This window comes from Sphingopyxis sp., assembly GCF_016463645.1.
Classification (GTDB): Bacteria; Pseudomonadota; Alphaproteobacteria; order Sphingomonadales; family Sphingomonadaceae; genus Sphingopyxis.
On record NZ_JAEMQX010000011.1, the window covers coordinates 22,523 to 38,562 of the forward strand.

Sequence of the window (16,040 nt, forward strand, 5' to 3'; positions counted from 1 at the left end):
TGTCCTAGAGAACGCCCTTGGTCGAGGGGATCGCATCGCCCTTGCGCGGATCGATCTCGACCGCCTGCCGCAAGGCGCGAGCGAGCGCCTTGTACATGCTCTCGGCGATGTGATGATTGTTCTCACCGTAGAGCATCTCGATGTGCAGCGTGATGCCCGCGGTCTGCGCGAAACTGTGGAACCAGTGCGGGAACATCTCGGTGTCCATCTCGCCGAGCCGCGGCTGCGAGAAGCAGGATTTGTAGACGCAGTGCGGGCGCCCCGAAATGTCGAGCACGCAGCGCGTCAGCGTCTCGTCCATCGGCGCATGCGCCTCGCCGTAGCGGGCGATGCCGCGCTTGTCCCCGAGCGCCTTCGCCACCGCCTCGCCGAGCGCGAGCGCCGAATCCTCGACCGTGTGGTGCTGGTCGATGTGGAGGTCGCCCTTCACCTGCATCGAAATGTCGATCAGCGAGTGGCGCGACAGCTGCTCGACCATATGGTCGAGAAAACCGATGCCGGTTGAGACAGAATAATCGCCCGTCCCGTCGAGATTGACGGTGATGGCGATATCCGTTTCCTTGGTCGTGCGCTGGACGGTGGCGGTTCGCATGGCGCACGCCTTAGTGCCTCAGTTTCGCGTTGCAAGGCGATTCTCCCCCCTTGACCGGCGTGCGGTGCGCGTTCATCCCGTCGCGCATGAATGATGACGTTCGCGACAGCCTGATTCCCTATGACGAAATCGTGCAGGATGCGCTGCGCGCCGTAGTCGGCCGCGTGCTGAGCCAGATCGAGGGTTACGACAGCCTGCCCGGCGAACATCATTTCTATATCACCTTCAAGACACAGGCCCCCGGGGTCGATATTCCGGCGCATCTGATCGCCAAATTCCCTGACGAAATGACGATCGTGCTGCAGAACCGTTTCTGGGATCTCAGCGTCGAGGGCGATCATTTCAGCGTCGGCCTGTCATTCAACCAGACGCCGTCGATGCTGACGATCCCCTATGCCGCGATCACCGCCTTCGTCGATCCGTCGGTCGATTTCGGGCTGCAATTCCAGGTCAGCGACGACGAGGCCGCGCAGCCCGAACCGCATGACGAGGCCGACAACGACCGCCCCGAGGTAACGAGCGAGGACGGGTCGAACGTCGTGACGGTGGATTTCGGCAAGAAGCGCTAAAAGTGCCGGGCCCCGCCTGGCCTCCCAGCCGCTTCTGGCAATTCTGGGCTATCGCGGGGATGCTCGTCTTGACCGGTGCCTTCTGGTGGGGGGTCGAGGGCTATGCCTTGTTCCAGGGCAATTATGCGCGCGGACAGATTGGCGACGGGCTACTGCGCTTTAGTTTGCTGGTATTGACCCCCGCGCTGGTGTTGGTGTGGCTCATCGCCGGATGGCTGCGGCGGCGCGTCGGCGAAACGGGATATTGGCAGTTGCTCGGCCTCGTCGCGATAATCTGGGCCGGTGCGATTTTGGTGACAAGGATGCTGATGGCATGAGCACGCGAATTGAAAGCGACTCTATCGGCAATATCGAGGTGGCAGCTGACGCCTATTGGGGTGCGCAGACCGAGCGTAGCCGCCATAATTTCGCTTTCCCCGCCCACGAGCGTATGCCGATGCCGATCGTCCATGCGCTCGCGCGGATCAAGGGCGCCGCGGCGCGGGTCAATCGGGCGCACGGTCTCGACGCCGGGCTCGCTGACGCGATCGCCGCGGCCGCAGAAGCCGTCGTCGCGGGCGATTACGACGACCAGTTCCCGCTCGCGATCTGGCAGACGGGTAGCGGCACGCAATCGAACATGAACGCGAACGAGGTGATCGCGGGTATCGCGAACGAGAAGCTCGCGGGCACGCGCGGCGGCAAATCGCCCGTCCATCCCAACGACCATGTCAACATGAGCCAGTCGTCGAACGACAGCTTCCCGACCGCGCTGCACGTAGCGGTCGCGGTCGAGACGACGGCGCGGTTGATCCCTGCGCTGGGCGACCTGACCGACGCAATCGGTGCGAAGGCCGAAGCGTGGGGTGATATCGTCAAGATCGGGCGCACCCATCTGCAGGACGCGACGCCGCTGACGCTCGGCCAGGAATTTTCGGGCTATGTCGCGCAGCTGATTGCGTGCCGCGCGCGGATCGAGGGCGCGCTGGCGCACAATATCTGCAAGCTCGCGCAGGGCGGCACCGCGGTCGGCACCGGGCTCAACGCACCCGCGGGCTTCGACGTCGTCATGGCTGCGGAGCTGTCGAAAGCCACCGGCATCGCCTTCGAGCCCGCGCGGAGCAAGTTCGAGGCGCTCGCATCGAACGACGGGCTCGTCTTCTTCTCGGGCGCGCTGAACACGCTCGCCGTCGCGTTGACCAAGATCGCCAACGATATCCGCCTGCTCGGCTCGGGCCCGCGCGCGGGGCTCGGCGAACTCGACCTGCCCGCGAACGAGCCGGGCAGTTCGATCATGCCGGGCAAGGTCAATCCGACGCAGTGCGAGATGCTGACGATGGTGGCGGCGCAGGTGATCGGCAACCATCAGGCCGTCACCGTCGGCGGATTGCAGGGCCATCTTGAACTCAATGTCTTCAGGCCGCTGATCGGTTCGAATGTGCTGCGTTCGATCGAGCTGCTCGCCGTCGGCATGGCTGGCTTTACCGAACATTGCGTCGTCGGGATCGAACCCAACCGCGCCCGCATCGACGAGCTGATGAACCGTTCGCTGATGCTCGTCACTGCGCTCGCTCCCGAGATAGGCTATGACAAGGCCGCGAAGATCGCAAAGCACGCGCACGAGACCGGCAGCACATTGAAGGAAGCCGCGCTCGATCTCGGCTATGTCGATGCCGCGACCTTCGACCGAATCGTCGATCCGCGCGCGATGCTGGGGCCCGAGGGCCGAACGGAACCCGCGGGACCTTCCGGGAATTGATGAGGGGAAGGAGAGATGAAGATGATCGGTCGCATCGTAGGCGGCGTTCTCGGTAGCGCCATCGGACGCCAGAAAGGCAATCATCCCGTCGCGGGCGCGGTCATCGGCGCGGGCACATTGTTCGCGGCGCGGCGTCTGTTCCCGCAGCGTTACGCTGTCCTCGCGGCGACGGTCGCGGCGGGCTATCTCACCAAAAAATGGGCCGAACGGTCGGAAGCGCGCAAGGCGGCACGGGAAGCGCACGCACTCGACCCCGCGCTAGCGAACGCGGGCGTCGTCGACACCTATGCCGGGACTGCCAATATTCTCCCCGACGGCCAGACAATGGGCGATGCACTGCCGCCCGCGATCCCGATCGAAGGAAACGGGCGAAGCAGCGCGCTGCACTGACCCGGCTTTCGCCGGATTAACCTCCTCCTCACCATGATCCGCTATCGAGGCGGGCCATGACCTTCAATCCGCCGGGATTTCGAACCTTCATCATGCTCGTCTTCGGCTTCGGGCTGAAGTCGCTCAGCAACATACTGGAACGCGCCAGCGACCTCGCCGGCGACCCGGGCACGCGACTCTTCAACCATGTATCGGCGCTGGTTGTGCTGGTCGCCGCCGGCGCCTGTTTCGTCTGGGCGCTGAAACTGATGTTCTTCGACAGGCCGCGCACGCCAAATGAGCCGCAGGTCGGACCCGAAGCGGCGCCGCAGCATGTCGACATCCATCCTGCCGAGGCAAGCTTCGATCCCGATGCCGCGCTCGCCCGCTATATGAGCAACCGGACAGGCACCGACCTCGGGGACGTGTCTCCGACCAAGCCCGGAAGCTTCGGCCGCAAGGGTCTGTAACGGGCCCGACGGCGTTATGGCCTCGCCTGCCACTCCCTGATCGCCTCGACCGGCGAGACCAGCATCAGCACGTTGAGCGTGAGATTGTCGCGGATCGTCCAGAGCGTGAACAGCTCGAAGACGATCGCAAGAGCGACCGTCACCCACCAGCGCATCCGGCTCGCGGCGACGAAGCCAAGCACCATGAACAGCGTGTCGCTCACCGAATTGAGCACCGAATCGCCCGAATAGCCGAACGCCATCGTTACCTCGCGATAGCGATCGATGATCATCGGCGAGTTTTCGAGGATTTCCCATGCGCCCTCGACGCCGATCGCGATCGCGAGCGGCACCCAGAGTGGCCGGTCGGGCATGATCCAGCGCAGCACGCCATAGAAGATGAAGCCGTGGATGACATGGCTGAAGCTGTACCAGTCCGAAATCTGCTGGCTGTTCTGATTCGACTCGACGGTGCCATGCCACAGGCTGATCGTCCCGCACGGGCAGATCGGCGGGCGCCCCATGACGAGCAATATGACAGCAAGAAGCGCGACGAGCCCTGCCGCGACAAGCCAGCCCGTCCTTGAAATCCTCCCGACCATCGTCACCCTTCTCGCTTGACCGGCGTGTCCGCTCGCGCAATTAGCGCCCATGGCTGAAAGCGTCCACCTGAACCGCCGCGGCGTGTTGTTCGTCCTCTCCTCGCCTTCGGGCGCCGGCAAGACCACCATCTCGCGCATGATGCTCGAGGCCGACAAGGATATCGCGCTCTCGATCTCCGCGACGACGCGTCCGCCGCGGCCTGGTGAAATCGATGGCGTCCATTATCATTTCGTCGACACCGAAAACTTCAAGAAGATGGCCGCCGACGGCGAATTTCTCGAATGGGCGCATGTCTTCGGCCATCGCTACGGCACGCCCCGCGCACCGGTCGAGGACCTGCTCGCCGCGGGCAAGGACGTCCTCTTCGACATCGATTGGCAGGGGGCGCAGCAGCTCTATCAGGAAGCGGGCCCCGACGTCGTGCGCGTCTTCGTCCTGCCGCCGACGATGGAGGAACTGGAGCGTCGCCTGCGCAGCCGCAACACTGACAGCGACGAGGTGATCGCCGCGCGAATGGAGCGCGCCGCGAACGAGATCAGCCACTGGGACGGTTACGACTATGTGCTGATCAACGACAATGTCGAAGGCTGCTTCGACGAGGTGCGCGCGATCCTGCGCGCCGAGCGGCTGAAGCGCCGCCGCCAGATCGGCCTGATCGGCTTCGCGCGCGATTTGATCCGCGCCGTTCCCGACGCCGACAAGAAGCTTTAGGCAGGCTTCGCCAGACTGGCTTCCAACTCTGCGACCATCTCGGCCCGTAGCGGTTTCGCCTGCCCGTCGGTGCGGCACACGACGACCGTATCACAGGTCGCGATCGCCCGGCCGTTCTGGAACATCGCCTGCACGATCGTCCAGCTCGAAGTGCCGAGGCGGCCGATGCCTGTCGCGATCTGCACGGGGTCGGGAAAATTGCCCTCGGCGAGATAGTTGATCTCGACCGCCGCGACCATTGTCCGTTCGTTTGCGGGGCGTTCGTCGAGCGGACGCACCTGCCGGTTCAAAAGTACGCGGCCGCTCTCGAACAGCGCGGCAAAGGCCACATTGTTGAGATGGCCATTGATGTCCATGTCCTGGAAGCGCGTCTGCAAGTCGATACAGACGGGGTAGCTGGCGGCGTCGAGCCGCCAGCTTTCCGGTTTCGGCATGTCAGCGCGGCGCCATGCGGATGCCGCCGTCGAGACGCACGTCCTCGCCGTTGAAATAGCCATTCTCGATCATCGCGAGCGCGAGTGCGGCATATTCGGGCGGGTTGCCCAGGCGCTTCGGGTTGAGCACCGAGGCGCCCAATGCATCGCGTACATTCTGCGGCGCGCCCGCGAGCAGCGGGGTATCGAAGATGCCGGGCAGGATCGTGTTGACGCGGATATTTTCGCTCGCAAGGTCGCGCGCGATGGGAAGGGTCATCCCGACGACGCCGCCCTTCGACGCCGAATAGGCCGCCTGACCGATCTGACCGTCCTCGGCCGCGACGCTTGCGGTGTTGACGATCGCGCCACGTTCGCCGTCTTCCATCGGGTCGAGGCTCAGCATGCCCGCCGCCGACTTGGCGATGCAGCGAAAGGTACCGACGAGGTTGATCTGGATGATCCAGTTGAAGGCATCGAGCGGGAAATGTTTGATGCTGCCATCTTCCTTCGAGCGGCTAGCGGTCTTGATCGCGTTGCCGGTGCCCGCGCAATTGACGAGGATACGCTCCTGCCCGATCGCTTCGCGTGACTTGGCGAAGGCGGCATCAACCGACGCGTCGTCGGTGACGTTGCATTCGCAGAAGACGCCGCCGATCTCGGCCGCGAGCGTTTTGCCCTTTTCTTCCTGCAGGTCGAAGATCGCAACCTTGACACCCTTGGCGGCAAGCGCACGCGCGGTGGCGGCGCCAAGGCCCGAAGCGCCGCCGGTGACGACGGCGGATACGGTAGAATCGAGTTTCATTTTTCTCTCCTGATTGGAATTCTTACAATCGCTCGATGATCGTGACGTTGGCTTGGCCGCCGCCTTCGCACATCGTCTGCAGGCCATATTTGCCGCCGGTCGCGTCGAGCACGCCGAGCAGCGTCGCCATCAGCTTGGCACCCGAGGCGCCGAGAGGATGGCCGAGCGCGATCGCGCCGCCATGCTGGTTGAGCCGCGCATGATCGGCACCGAGATATTGCAGCCAAGCGAGCGGCACCGGCGCGAATGCCTCGTTGACCTCATAGGCGTCGATGTCGCCGATCTTCATGCCTGCCTTTTTGAGCGCGCGTTCGGTCGCGAACAGCGGCTCTTCGAGCATGATCACCGGGTCGCCCGCAGTCACCGAGATATGGTGGATTCGCGCACGCGGGGTCAGGCCGTGATCCTTGAGCGCCTGTTCGGACACGACGAGCGCGGCCGAGGCGCCATCACAGATCTGGCTCGACGTCGCCGCGGTGATCGAGCCACCTTCCTGCAGGATCTTGACCCCGGCGATGCCTTCGAGCGTCGCGTCGAAGCGGATGCCCTCATCGACGAGGTGCGTCTGGCGGCCTTCGGGCGTGTCAATCTCGACCCCGACGATCTCGCGCTTGAAATGGCCGGCCTCGGTCGCCGCCTTGCCGCGGCGATGGCTTTCGAGCGCATAGGCGTCGAGGTCATCCTTGGTCAGCCCGTATTTCTTGACGATCATCTCGGCGCCCATGAACTGGCTGAACATGATGCCGGGATATTTTTCCTCGAGCCGCTCGGACTTATAATGGCCGAGCCCTTCCTTCATGAAGAGCGTCGCGACGCTGCCCATCGGGACGCGCGTCATGCTCTCGATGCCGCTCGCGAGCACGATATCCTGCGTTCCCGACATCACCGCCTGCGCGGCGAACTGGATCGCCTGCTGCGACGAGCCGCACTGGCGATCGATCGTCACCGCGGGGATCGAGTCGGGGAGCTTCGAGGCGAGTACCGCGTTGCGGCCGACGTCCATCGTCTGCTGACCGCCTTGGCTGACGCAGCCGGTGATGACATCGTCGATCGCCCTGGTGTCGAAGTCGTTGCGGTCGGCGATCGCGTCGAACACGGCGGCGCCAAGGTCGACGGGGTGGACGCCCGCGAGCCGGCCGCCGCGCTTGCCGCCGGCAGTGCGGACGGAGTCGACGATATAGGCAGTAGCCATGGGAGAATTCCTTTCCTGCGCTTGTCGGGTCAGAGCTTGCGCCCGATCAGTTCCTTCATGATCTCGTTCGTGCCGCCGAAGATGCGCGTCACGCGCGCTGCGCGCCACGCGCGGGCGATCGGATATTCGTTCATGTAGCCCGAGCCGCCGAAGAGCTGGAGGCACTTGTCCATCACTTCCCACTGCAGGTCGGTGTGCCACAGCTTCGCCGCCGCACCCTCTTCGGGGGTCAGTTCCTTCTTCATGTGGCGCGCGAGCGCCCAGTCGAGATGCGCCCAGCCGACCTGCAGCTTCGCCTTGAGGTCGGCGAGCACGAAGCGGCTGTTCTGGAAGTCGAGGATCGGCTTGCCGAACGCCTTGCGCTCGCGCGTATAATCGACCGTGTCGTCGAAGGCGCGCTGCGCCGAGGCCTGCGCGCTGACCGCGATCGACAGGCGCTCCTGCGGCAGCTCGCTCATCAAATAGATGAAGCCCTGGCCCTCTTCGCCGAGGCAGTTGGTGATCGGCACGCGCACGTCGTTGAAAAACAGCTCCGACGTATCGGCCTCATCCTGCCCGATCTTGTCGAGGTTGCGGCCGCGCTCGAAACCCTCGCGGTCGGCCTCGACGAGGACGATCGACACGCCCTTCCATGCCGGCTGCACCTCGGTGTCGGTCTTGACGCAGACGAGGATCAGGTCGGCGTTCTGGCCGTTGGTGATGAAAGTCTTCGACCCGTTGATGACGTAATGATTGCCATCCTTCTTCGCGGTCGTGCGCATCCCCTGAAGGTCGGAGCCGGTGCCCGGTTCGGTCATCGCGATCGCGGTGATCGTCTCGCCCGACACCATCCTCGGCAGCCAATGCTTCTTCTGCTCCTCGCTGCCATATTTGACGATGTAGCTGGTGACGATGTCCGATTGGAGCGAGAAGCCCGTCGTCGCCCGGCCGTAATAGGCGCTTTCCTCATCGACGATCGCATTATAGCCGAAGTCGAGCCCGAGCCCGCCATATTCCTCCGGAACCGTCGGGCAGAGCATGCCGATCTCGCCCGCCTTCGGCCAGATCGACTTGGGGACGATCTTGTCCTCGGCCCATTGCGCAGCGTTCGGCGCGACTTCCTTTTCGAGGAACTGGCGCACCGTCGCGCGAAACGCCTCATGGTCCTCGTTATAGGCGAAACGCGACAGGTTATCGAGCGACATTGATCTTCCTTTCCCTGAGGACGGCCGGGCGCAAACGGGGAGTCGGCCGCATCCTTCCAAGCCAAGAGACCTTACGTTTACGTCCACGTCAAGTGCAAATGCCGCTACGGCACGAGACTCTTTGGCAGCATGCCCTTTGCCATCATCCTGTCCTGCACCCGCCGAATAGGTTTGCAGCCGCTGGGCAGCTTCAGCACGCCACGCTATGGCAAGACCATGGTCGAACTGCTTCTCGACGCCGGCGCTCTGCTCGGCGAATCGCCGCGCTGGAACGGCGCCGACGCCCGCCTCTATTGGGTCGATATCGACGCACACCGCATTCACCGTACTGACCCCGCAACCGGCCGGGACGAGGTCATGCAACTCGACGGCCCGGTGGGCTGCGTCGCGCCGCGCGCGGCGGGCGGTCTGATTGCCGCGCTCAAATCGGGCTGCGCGCTGATCGACGAATGGGGCGCCGCGCCGCAAGCCTTTGGCGAACAGGTGCTCGCGGACCTGCCCGGGCAACGGTTCAACGACGGCTGCGTTGACGCCGCCGGTCGGCTCTGGGTCGGGAGCCTGACCGCTGACAAGGCGAAGCGCGACGCGACCCTGTATCGCGTCGACCCCGACGCGACGCTGACGCCGATGATCGCCGGGCTGATGACGAGCAACGGCGCCGCTTTCAGCCCTGATGGCCGGACTTTCTATCACGCCGACACGCCGACGCACCGGATCGACGCCTATGATGTCGATCCGGCGACCGGCACGCTCGGGGACAAGCGGGTCTTTCATCAATTTTCCGAAGGTCATGGGCGCCCCGATGGCGCCGCGATCGATGCCGAGGGTTGCTACTGGTCGGCGCTGTGGGACGGGTGGCGCATCGTGCGCCTCTCGCCGCAAGGCGAACTCATTCAGACGGTCGAAATGCCGGTCCAGCGCCCGACGATGATCGTTTTCGGGGGTGAGGATCTCAAAACCGCATTCGTCACCAGCGCGGGCAAGAATCTGAACGATGAGGAACGCGAGGCCCAGCCGCATGCCGGCGGCGTCTTTTCCTTCCGCGTCGATGTCCCCGGCCTGACGCAGACGGATTTTGGCGGCTAGGCGGGTTGCGCCCCACTGTCATATAAGGTTAAGGCGGCCCCGGACATGGTTTCGTCCGAAACCTTATCTTCCGGGGAGATTTATCGATGTCGCGCCCAGCGCAGCCTTTTGCCCGCCATTTGTCGATCCTGCTTGCATCCACCGCGATGATGGTGGGTTATAGCCAGATGACTGCAACCGCCGCCGAAACGACCGCCGCCATCGCCCCCGCGGGTGCCAACCCGATGCTCGCGCCCTGGACCGGACCCTTTGAAGGGGTGCCGCCGTGGGACAAGATGGACCCCGAGCTGTTCCCCGACGCCTTCACCAAGGGCATGGCGGAAACCAGGGCGCAGGTGCAGGAGGTGATCGACAATCCCGACACGCCGACATTCGAGAACACGCATGTCCCGATGATGCTCGCGGGCGACACGATGGAACGCCTGTTCGCGCTGTGGGGCGTACAGACGTCGAACAAGTCGAACGACCGCGTCGAGGATATCGACGCCGAGTGGAGCCCCAAGCTCACCACCTTCTACACAGAGTTGTTCCTCGACCCGAAACTCTTCGCGCGTTACAAAGCCGTGTACGACAAGCGGAACAGCAGCGGACTTAACGCGCAGCAGGTCCGCATCGTCGAGCGCAGCTATGACGAGATGGTGCGCGATGGCGCCAACCTGTCGCCCGCCGACAAGACGAAGCTGGTCGAGATGAACTCGAAGCTTGAAGGGCTTTTCTCGGCTTTCTCGTCGAAGCTGCTCGGCGACGAAAAGCTCTATACTTTCGTCACGGACAAGACCGAGCTCGCGGGCCTCGAACCCGGCTTCGTCGCCTCGCTCGCGGCGGCGGCGGAATCGCAGGGCAAACCCGGTCAGTGGGCGATCAAGAACACCCGCTCCTCGGCGCAGCCGGTGCTGCAGGGCGCAACGAACCGCGCGCTTCGCGAACGCGTCTACAAGGCCTTCATCAGCCGCGGCGACAATGGCGACGCCAACGATACCAACGCAACGATCGCCGAAATCCTGAAGCTGCGCCAGCAGCGCGCCGAACTGCTCGGCTTTGCGACCCACGCGAATTATCGCATGGCCGACACGATGGCGAAGACTCCCGAAAACGCTATGGGTCTGATGATGAAGGTCTGGCCCGCCGCAGTCGCGCGCGTGAAGGAAGAGGTCGCCGACATGCAGGCGATCGCCGATCAGGAAGCCAGAGCCGGCAATGGTCCGAAGATCACCATCGAACCGTGGGACTATCGCTTCTATTCGGAGAAGGTCCGCAAGGCGAAATACGACCTCGATGAAAGCGAGGTGAAGCCGTATCTCCAGCTCGACAAGCTGACGCAGGCGATGTTCTGGTCGGCGGGCCAGCTCTACGATCTCGGGTTCCGCGAAAATACCGGCACCGTCCCCGTCTTCGATCCCAAGGTCAAAACCTTCGAGGTCTATAACCTCAAGACGAACGAGAATGTCGGGCTGATCTATCTCGACAATTTCGCACGCGACGGCAAACGCTCGGGCGCGTGGATGACCACCTATCGCAGTCAGCAGACGCTCGGCGGCGAACGCAACGTCCTCGCGTCGAACAACAATAATTTCACCGAAGGCGCGAAGGGCGAGCCGACGCTTATCAGCCTCGACGATGCGACGACCTTGTTCCACGAGTTCGGCCACGGCATCCATTATCTGTTGCAGCACATCTATTATCCGGCGCTCGCCGGGGTGCCGCGTGATTTCGTCGAGTTCCCGAGCCAGGTGAACGAGAACTGGCTGATGACACCCGAGGTGCTGTCGAAATATGCGACGCACTACAGGACGGGCGAACCGATCCCGCAGGCGCTGGTCGACAAGATCCTCGCCTCGAACAAGTTCAACCAGGGCTTCGAGACGGTCGAGTATCTTTCGAGCGCGATCGTCGACATGAAGCTGCACAACCGCAAGATCCCGGTAACCGACGTCGACAAGTTCGAACGCGAGACCCTCGCCGAAATGGGCATGCCGAAGGAAATCGTCATGCGCCATCGCCTGCCGCAGTTCGGCCATCTGTTCAGCAGCGACGCCTATTCGGCGGGTTATTACAGCTATCTGTGGTCGGAGACGATGGACGCCGACACCTGGGCAGCCTTTACCGAAGCCGGCGGCCCGTGGGATCGCAGCGTCGCCGACAAGTTCCGCACCATCCTGCTGATGACCGGCAACGAGACCGACCGCGCCGAGGCCTATCGCGCCTTCCGCGGCCGCGATCCCGACGTGAAGGCGCTGCTGGAGAAGCGCGGCTTTCCGACCGAGTAAGCGAACAGGACCGGGGAGGCAAAGGGGGCGATTTCGCCCCCTTTGTTTTGGGCGTGGAAGTTGGCGAAGGTGCCGCGCAACGAGGGGTTGACCAACGACAGATTCGATATAAATATGATATCATAATCATATCGAATGATTCGGAGGGAAACATGGTCGAAGCAGGGACAAGGGCGCTCAATCGCAGCCGCGAGACGCGCGCCAATACGCAGAGCGGCTATCTGATGCTGCTGATCTGGCTGGTGCTGCTGGGGCTGGCGATCTGGGCCGCGACGACCAATATCGGCGGCGAGGGGATCGACTGGAACTGGAAATGGGCGTTCGTCGTCGCGAGCGGCGTGATCGGCACGATCATCCTCTGCGGCTTTTACATGATCAACCCGAACGAGGCGGCGGCGGTCCAGCTGTTCGGCGCCTATCGGGGCACCGACCGCGAGGAGGGGCTGCGCTGGGTCCTGCCCTGGCTCAGCCGCAAGAAGATCGCCGTCCGCGCGAACAACGTGATTTCGGACAAGATCAAGGTCAACGACCTGCGCGGCAACCCCATTGAGATGGCGGCGCAGGTCGTGTGGCGCGTCACCGACACCGCGCAGGCGCTGTTCGACGTCGACGATTACAAGGAATTCGTGATGGCGCAGATCGAGGCCGCGGTGCGCTCGATCGGCTCGCGCTATCCCTATGACGATATCGAGCATCAGGAAGTGACGCTGCGCGGCAACCATGACGAGGTCGGCGAGGAACTGCGCAAGGCCCTGATCGAGCGGCTGGAAGTGGCGGGGATCACCGTCGACGAATGCGGTCTCACCCACCTTGCCTATGCCCCCGAGATCGCCGGCGCGATGCTGCGCCGCCAGCAGGCCGAAGCGGTGATCGCGGCGCGCAAGAAGCTGGTCGAGGGCGCGGTGACGATGGTCGAGATGGCGCTCCAGCACCTGTCCGAGAAAAATGTCGTCGACCTAGACGACGAGCGCAAGGCGGCGATGGTGTCGAACCTGATGGTCGTCCTGTGCGGCGAACGCGACACGCAGCCCGTCGTCAACACCGGCTCGCTCTACTGAGGCCGTCCGGTGGCTGCACAGTCCCGAAAGGCCTTTGCCCTCCGTCTCGATCCCGCGCTCTACGCGGCGATCGAGCGGCTGGCGGCGGCCGAACTGCGCAGCGCCAATGCCGAGATCGAGATTTTGCTGCGCGAGGCGCTCGGCCGGCGCGGCGTCAGCGTCAGACAGTCGGAAGCGCCGAAACGCGGCCGGCCGCCCAGGGAGGAGAGCTGAGATGATCCACCTGTTTCCGGACAAGCGCCCCTGGTTCCGGCCGAAAAGTCACGGCTACGGAACCGGGCTGCCGATCGCGTGGCAGGGATGGGTGCTGATGGCGCTGCATGTCGCGCTGATCGCGGGCATCGCGGTTCTGCTGCGCGATCGCCCGGTGACGATGGCGATTGCCGTGCTCCTTGCCGGGCTCGCCCCGATGCCGATCTATCGCGCCCGGACCGAAGGCGGCTGGCGCTGGCGATAGGCCCCGGCGACTTTTCCCGGGGATAGCTGTCGATAGCGTCCCCGCCCCGCTTGCCCCCGACTCGCTAGATGGTTAAGGCCGATGTCATGACCGGCCCGACCACCCCCGTCCGCATCGCCCCGTCGATCCTGAGCGCCGATTTCGCGCGGCTTGGCGAAGAGGTGCGCGCGATCGAGACTGCGGGCGCCGACTGGGTCCATATCGACGTCATGGACGGCCATTATGTCCCCAACCTGACGATCGGCCCGATGGTGGTGAAGGCGCTGCGTCCGCATTCGGCCCTGCCCTTCGACGTCCACCTGATGATCAGCCCCGTCGATCATTTCCTCGACGCCTTCGCCGCGGCCGGCGCCGACATCATCACCGTGCATCCCGAGGCCGGGCCGCACATCCATCGCACCGTCCAGCACATCAAGTCGCTCGGCAAGCAGGCGGGGGTGTCGCTCAATCCCGCGACGCCCGCGAAGATGCTCGACTATCTGATCGACGACATCGACCTCGTCCTGATCATGAGCGTCAATCCGGGCTTCGGCGGCCAGAGCTTCATTTCGAGCCAGCTTCGCAAGATCGAGGCGGTCCGGAAGATGATCGAGAAATCGGGCCGCGACATCCGGCTCGAGGTCGACGGCGGCATCGACGCGGGCACTGCCCCGCTCGCGATCGCGGCGGGCGCCGACGTGCTCGTTGCGGGCACCGCGACCTTCAAGGGCGGGCCCGACGCCTATGCCGACAATATCCGGCGGCTGCGCGGAGCCTGATCGATGCAGGGGAGATCGCCCAACGCCATCCCCGCCGACACACCGCCCGACGCCGGTGACGATACCGCGCCGCTGGACGATACGATCGAGCCCGGCAAACGGCTGATCCGTCTTCCCGCCGACAAGGGCCTCTCGCTCGGGGACCGTGTCGCCAACGCGATCACGCGGCTGACCTGGCGCACCCCGCTTCACGCTTTCCGCCTGAAGGGGCGCTTTCCGCTGAAGCTGCTCGGGGTGCCGACCGATCCGGTGCCCGGCGACGCGCGCGCGGGCACCGCGATCCGCGCCGGCCATTTCCTGCACCGCGGATTGAAGCTGCCGCTCGGCGAACTCGACTTCGCGGCGCTCAACGTGGCGCCGACCTTCGCCGACTATCTGCACAGCTTCGCCTGGCTGCGCGACCTTGCTGCGACCGGATCGCGCGCCGACGGCGCGCCGATCGCCGAAGCCGTGGTGCGCCACTGGCTCGGCACCCATGGCGAGACGGTCAGCGAACCCGCGTGGAAGGCCGACAATACGGCATGGCGCATCCTCTTCTGGGCCGCGCACGCGCCGCTGATCCTGTCGTCGAGCGATCTCGTCTATCGTTCGGCGGTGCTCAACCATCTCGCGCGCGCGGCGCGCCACCTCGACCGCGTCGCCGACAAGACGCGGCCCGGCACCGGCCAGATGGTCGCGTGGGTCGGCATCGTCGCGGCGTCGCTGCTGATGCCCGGCGGCGAACCGCGACAGGTGTTCGGCGAGGCGGGGCTGCGCAAGGTGCTCGAGACGAGCTTCTACGCCGACGGCGGCAATATCTCGCGCTCGCCGCAGGCGCAGCTCGACGCGATCATGGCGCTGTCGATGCTCGCGAAAATATACGACATGCGCCGCATCGAGGTGCCGCCCTTCATCCGGGAAGTGCTCGCGCGCGCGGTCCCCGCGCTGCTCGGCCTCGTCCACAGCGACGGCGGCATGGGCAGCTGGCAGGGCAGCGGCGCCACCTCGGCCGCCCATGTGCAGGCGATCGTCGAGGCGAGCGGCGTGCGTACCCGGCCGCTCAAGCAGGCGCGCGACTGGGGTTATCAGCGGCTGGTCGCGAACAAGGTCGTGCTGCTCGCCGACGCGGCGCCTCCCCCCATTGCCCGCGTGACCGAAGCGGGCTGCGCCTCGACGCTCGCCTTCGAACTCAGCGACGGCGACGAGCGCATCGTCGTCAATTGCGGCGGCGCGGCGCTGACCGGCGCGACGATCCCCGCCGACCTGGCCCGCGGGCTGCGCACCACAGCGGCGCATTCGACGCTGACGCTCGGCGACAGCAATTCGACCGCGATCCTCGCCAACGGCTCGCTCGGCAAGGGCGTGACCGAGGTCGAGCTCGACCGGCGCGAGACGCCGCAGGGCAGCCGCGTCGAGATGAGCCACGACGGCTATGCGCGGCGCCACGGCCTGATCCACCGGCGCCTGCTGATCCTCTCGCCCAACGGCCGCGAATTGCGCGGCGAGGACATGCTGCTCCCCGCGCCGCGGACGCGGCGCAAGGCCGACAAGGGCTTCACGCTGCGCTTCCACCTCGGCCCGCATATCTCGGCGAGCCTGACCGCCGACAAACTGGGCGCATTGCTGCGCGTGGGCGGCGGCCCGCTGTGGCAGTTCCGCACCTCCGAGGGCGCGCTCGATATCGAGCAAAGCCTGTGGGTCGACGGCGAGGGCCGCCCGCACCCGACCGAACAGCTCGTCGTCACCGGAACCGCGCCCGCGGGCGGCGCCAGCATCGGCTGGATCTTCAAGCATATCGGCTGAGCGGCGG

19 protein-coding genes are annotated in these 16,040 nt (G+C 64.9%); 13 read left to right on the plus strand and 6 right to left on the minus strand.

Going from position 1 to position 16,040, the window contains the following annotated elements; all coding sequences use genetic code 11:
* Positions 1 to 4: 4 nt before the first annotated feature.
* Positions 5 to 592, minus strand: a complete 588-nt coding sequence (gene hisB / locus JHC57_RS04720; protein WP_294028853.1) for an imidazoleglycerol-phosphate dehydratase HisB — start codon at positions 590 to 592, stop codon at positions 5 to 7.
* An 86-nt stretch (positions 593 to 678) separates the two neighbouring features.
* Between hisB and JHC57_RS04725 the strand changes: the two genes are divergently transcribed.
* The 5 genes from JHC57_RS04725 to JHC57_RS04745 are packed head-to-tail and all read left to right on the plus strand — an operon-like array spanning position 679 to position 3,738.
* A complete protein-coding gene (locus JHC57_RS04725) occupies positions 679 to 1,161 on the plus strand; it encodes a ClpXP protease specificity-enhancing factor SspB (protein WP_294028886.1) in 483 nt (160 codons plus the stop codon).
* A gap of 2 nt (positions 1,162 to 1,163) precedes the next feature.
* Complete coding sequence (locus tag JHC57_RS04730; RefSeq protein WP_294028854.1) at positions 1,164 to 1,478, plus strand: hypothetical protein; 315 nt, start codon at positions 1,164 to 1,166, stop codon at positions 1,476 to 1,478.
* Positions 1,475 to 2,899 (plus strand): class II fumarate hydratase, encoded by a 1,425-nt coding sequence (gene fumC / locus JHC57_RS04735; protein ID WP_294028855.1) that lies wholly within the window; start codon positions 1,475 to 1,477, stop codon positions 2,897 to 2,899. The genes JHC57_RS04730 and fumC overlap by 4 nt, the downstream gene beginning before the upstream one ends.
* Positions 2,900 to 2,920: 21 nt before the next feature.
* The gene (locus JHC57_RS04740; protein WP_294028856.1) at positions 2,921 to 3,289 is read left to right on the plus strand and encodes a hypothetical protein; all 369 of its coding nucleotides are present in this window, start codon (positions 2,921 to 2,923) and stop codon (positions 3,287 to 3,289) included.
* 56 nt (positions 3,290 to 3,345) lie between these two features.
* Positions 3,346 to 3,738, plus strand: coding sequence for a hypothetical protein (locus JHC57_RS04745; protein WP_294028857.1), 393 nt, complete (start codon positions 3,346 to 3,348; stop codon positions 3,736 to 3,738).
* A gap of 14 nt (positions 3,739 to 3,752) precedes the next feature.
* On the opposite strand, the gene JHC57_RS04750 is transcribed toward JHC57_RS04745, so the two are convergent.
* On the minus strand, positions 3,753 to 4,319 hold the full coding sequence (locus JHC57_RS04750) for a DUF2585 domain-containing protein (protein WP_294028858.1): 567 nt from the start codon (positions 4,317 to 4,319) through the stop codon (positions 3,753 to 3,755).
* Between the two features lie 49 nt (positions 4,320 to 4,368).
* Here JHC57_RS04750 and gmk point away from each other — a divergent pair, with 49 nt between their 5' ends.
* Positions 4,369 to 5,031, plus strand: coding sequence for a guanylate kinase (gmk, locus tag JHC57_RS04755; protein ID WP_294028859.1), 663 nt, complete (start codon positions 4,369 to 4,371; stop codon positions 5,029 to 5,031).
* On the opposite strand, the gene JHC57_RS04760 is transcribed toward gmk, so the two are convergent.
* The 4 genes from JHC57_RS04760 to JHC57_RS04775 are packed head-to-tail and all read right to left on the minus strand — an operon-like array spanning position 5,028 to position 8,625.
* Positions 5,028 to 5,465, minus strand: coding sequence for a thioesterase family protein (locus JHC57_RS04760; RefSeq protein ID WP_294028860.1), 438 nt, complete (start codon positions 5,463 to 5,465; stop codon positions 5,028 to 5,030). The two genes, gmk and JHC57_RS04760, sit on opposite strands and share 4 nt — an antisense overlap.
* A gap of 1 nt (position 5,466) precedes the next feature.
* Positions 5,467 to 6,249: an SDR family NAD(P)-dependent oxidoreductase gene (locus JHC57_RS04765; protein WP_294028861.1), complete on the minus strand. Its 783-nt coding sequence runs from the start codon at positions 6,247 to 6,249 to the stop codon at positions 5,467 to 5,469.
* Between the two features lie 22 nt (positions 6,250 to 6,271).
* Positions 6,272 to 7,441, minus strand: coding sequence for an acetyl-CoA C-acetyltransferase (locus tag JHC57_RS04770; RefSeq protein ID WP_294028862.1), 1,170 nt, complete (start codon positions 7,439 to 7,441; stop codon positions 6,272 to 6,274).
* Positions 7,442 to 7,470: 29 nt separating this feature from the next.
* Complete coding sequence (locus tag JHC57_RS04775) at positions 7,471 to 8,625, minus strand: acyl-CoA dehydrogenase family protein (RefSeq protein WP_294028863.1); 1,155 nt, start codon at positions 8,623 to 8,625, stop codon at positions 7,471 to 7,473.
* A 129-nt stretch (positions 8,626 to 8,754) separates the two neighbouring features.
* Here JHC57_RS04775 and JHC57_RS04780 point away from each other — a divergent pair, with 129 nt between their 5' ends.
* The 7 genes from JHC57_RS04780 (at position 8,755) to JHC57_RS04810 (ending at position 16,033) form a co-directional block, all read left to right on the plus strand.
* Positions 8,755 to 9,711, plus strand: a complete 957-nt coding sequence (locus tag JHC57_RS04780) for an SMP-30/gluconolactonase/LRE family protein (RefSeq protein ID WP_294028864.1) — start codon at positions 8,755 to 8,757, stop codon at positions 9,709 to 9,711.
* A gap of 86 nt (positions 9,712 to 9,797) precedes the next feature.
* On the plus strand, positions 9,798 to 11,978 hold the full coding sequence (locus JHC57_RS04785) for a M3 family metallopeptidase (RefSeq protein WP_294028865.1): 2,181 nt from the start codon (positions 9,798 to 9,800) through the stop codon (positions 11,976 to 11,978).
* A gap of 152 nt (positions 11,979 to 12,130) precedes the next feature.
* Entirely contained in the window at positions 12,131 to 13,036 is a 906-nt protein-coding gene (locus JHC57_RS04790; protein ID WP_294028866.1) for an SPFH domain-containing protein, read from the plus strand.
* A 9-nt stretch (positions 13,037 to 13,045) separates the two neighbouring features.
* Positions 13,046 to 13,249, plus strand: a complete 204-nt coding sequence (locus JHC57_RS04795) for a toxin-antitoxin system HicB family antitoxin (RefSeq protein WP_294028867.1) — start codon at positions 13,046 to 13,048, stop codon at positions 13,247 to 13,249.
* A gap of 1 nt (position 13,250) precedes the next feature.
* Entirely contained in the window at positions 13,251 to 13,493 is a 243-nt protein-coding gene (locus tag JHC57_RS04800) for a hypothetical protein (RefSeq protein WP_294028868.1), read from the plus strand.
* A gap of 86 nt (positions 13,494 to 13,579) precedes the next feature.
* Complete coding sequence (gene rpe / locus JHC57_RS04805) at positions 13,580 to 14,251, plus strand: ribulose-phosphate 3-epimerase (RefSeq protein WP_294028869.1); 672 nt, start codon at positions 13,580 to 13,582, stop codon at positions 14,249 to 14,251.
* Positions 14,252 to 14,254: 3 nt separating this feature from the next.
* Entirely contained in the window at positions 14,255 to 16,033 is a 1,779-nt protein-coding gene (locus JHC57_RS04810; protein ID WP_294028870.1) for a heparinase II/III family protein, read from the plus strand.
* Positions 16,034 to 16,040 lie beyond the last annotated feature (7 nt).

Excerpts from the sequence above, each read along its gene's own strand:
- fumC (WP_294028855.1), top strand. The coding sequence starts at position 1,475 with ATGAGCACGCGAATTGAAAGCGACTCTATCGGCAATATCGAGGTGGCA.
- JHC57_RS04790 (WP_294028866.1), top strand. The coding sequence starts at position 12,131 with ATGGTCGAAGCAGGGACAAGGGCGCTCAATCGCAGCCGCGAGACGCGC.
- JHC57_RS04780 (WP_294028864.1), top strand. The coding sequence starts at position 8,755 with ATGCCCTTTGCCATCATCCTGTCCTGCACCCGCCGAATAGGTTTGCAG.
- JHC57_RS04800 (WP_294028868.1), top strand. The coding sequence starts at position 13,251 with ATGATCCACCTGTTTCCGGACAAGCGCCCCTGGTTCCGGCCGAAAAGT.
- JHC57_RS04725 (WP_294028886.1), top strand. The coding sequence starts at position 679 with ATGAATGATGACGTTCGCGACAGCCTGATTCCCTATGACGAAATCGTG.
- JHC57_RS04750 (WP_294028858.1), bottom strand. The coding sequence starts at position 4,319 with ATGGTCGGGAGGATTTCAAGGACGGGCTGGCTTGTCGCGGCAGGGCTC.
- JHC57_RS04810 (WP_294028870.1), top strand. The coding sequence starts at position 14,255 with ATGCAGGGGAGATCGCCCAACGCCATCCCCGCCGACACACCGCCCGAC.
- gmk (WP_294028859.1), top strand. The coding sequence starts at position 4,369 with ATGGCTGAAAGCGTCCACCTGAACCGCCGCGGCGTGTTGTTCGTCCTC.
- JHC57_RS04740 (WP_294028856.1), top strand. The coding sequence starts at position 2,921 with ATGATCGGTCGCATCGTAGGCGGCGTTCTCGGTAGCGCCATCGGACGC.
- JHC57_RS04770 (WP_294028862.1), bottom strand. The coding sequence starts at position 7,441 with ATGGCTACTGCCTATATCGTCGACTCCGTCCGCACTGCCGGCGGCAAG.
- JHC57_RS04760 (WP_294028860.1), bottom strand. The coding sequence starts at position 5,465 with ATGCCGAAACCGGAAAGCTGGCGGCTCGACGCCGCCAGCTACCCCGTC.
- rpe (WP_294028869.1), top strand. The coding sequence starts at position 13,580 with ATGACCGGCCCGACCACCCCCGTCCGCATCGCCCCGTCGATCCTGAGC.
- JHC57_RS04765 (WP_294028861.1), bottom strand. The coding sequence starts at position 6,249 with ATGAAACTCGATTCTACCGTATCCGCCGTCGTCACCGGCGGCGCTTCG.
- JHC57_RS04785 (WP_294028865.1), top strand. The coding sequence starts at position 9,798 with ATGTCGCGCCCAGCGCAGCCTTTTGCCCGCCATTTGTCGATCCTGCTT.
- JHC57_RS04745 (WP_294028857.1), top strand. The coding sequence starts at position 3,346 with ATGACCTTCAATCCGCCGGGATTTCGAACCTTCATCATGCTCGTCTTC.
- hisB (WP_294028853.1), bottom strand. The coding sequence starts at position 592 with ATGCGAACCGCCACCGTCCAGCGCACGACCAAGGAAACGGATATCGCC.
- JHC57_RS04775 (WP_294028863.1), bottom strand. The coding sequence starts at position 8,625 with ATGTCGCTCGATAACCTGTCGCGTTTCGCCTATAACGAGGACCATGAG.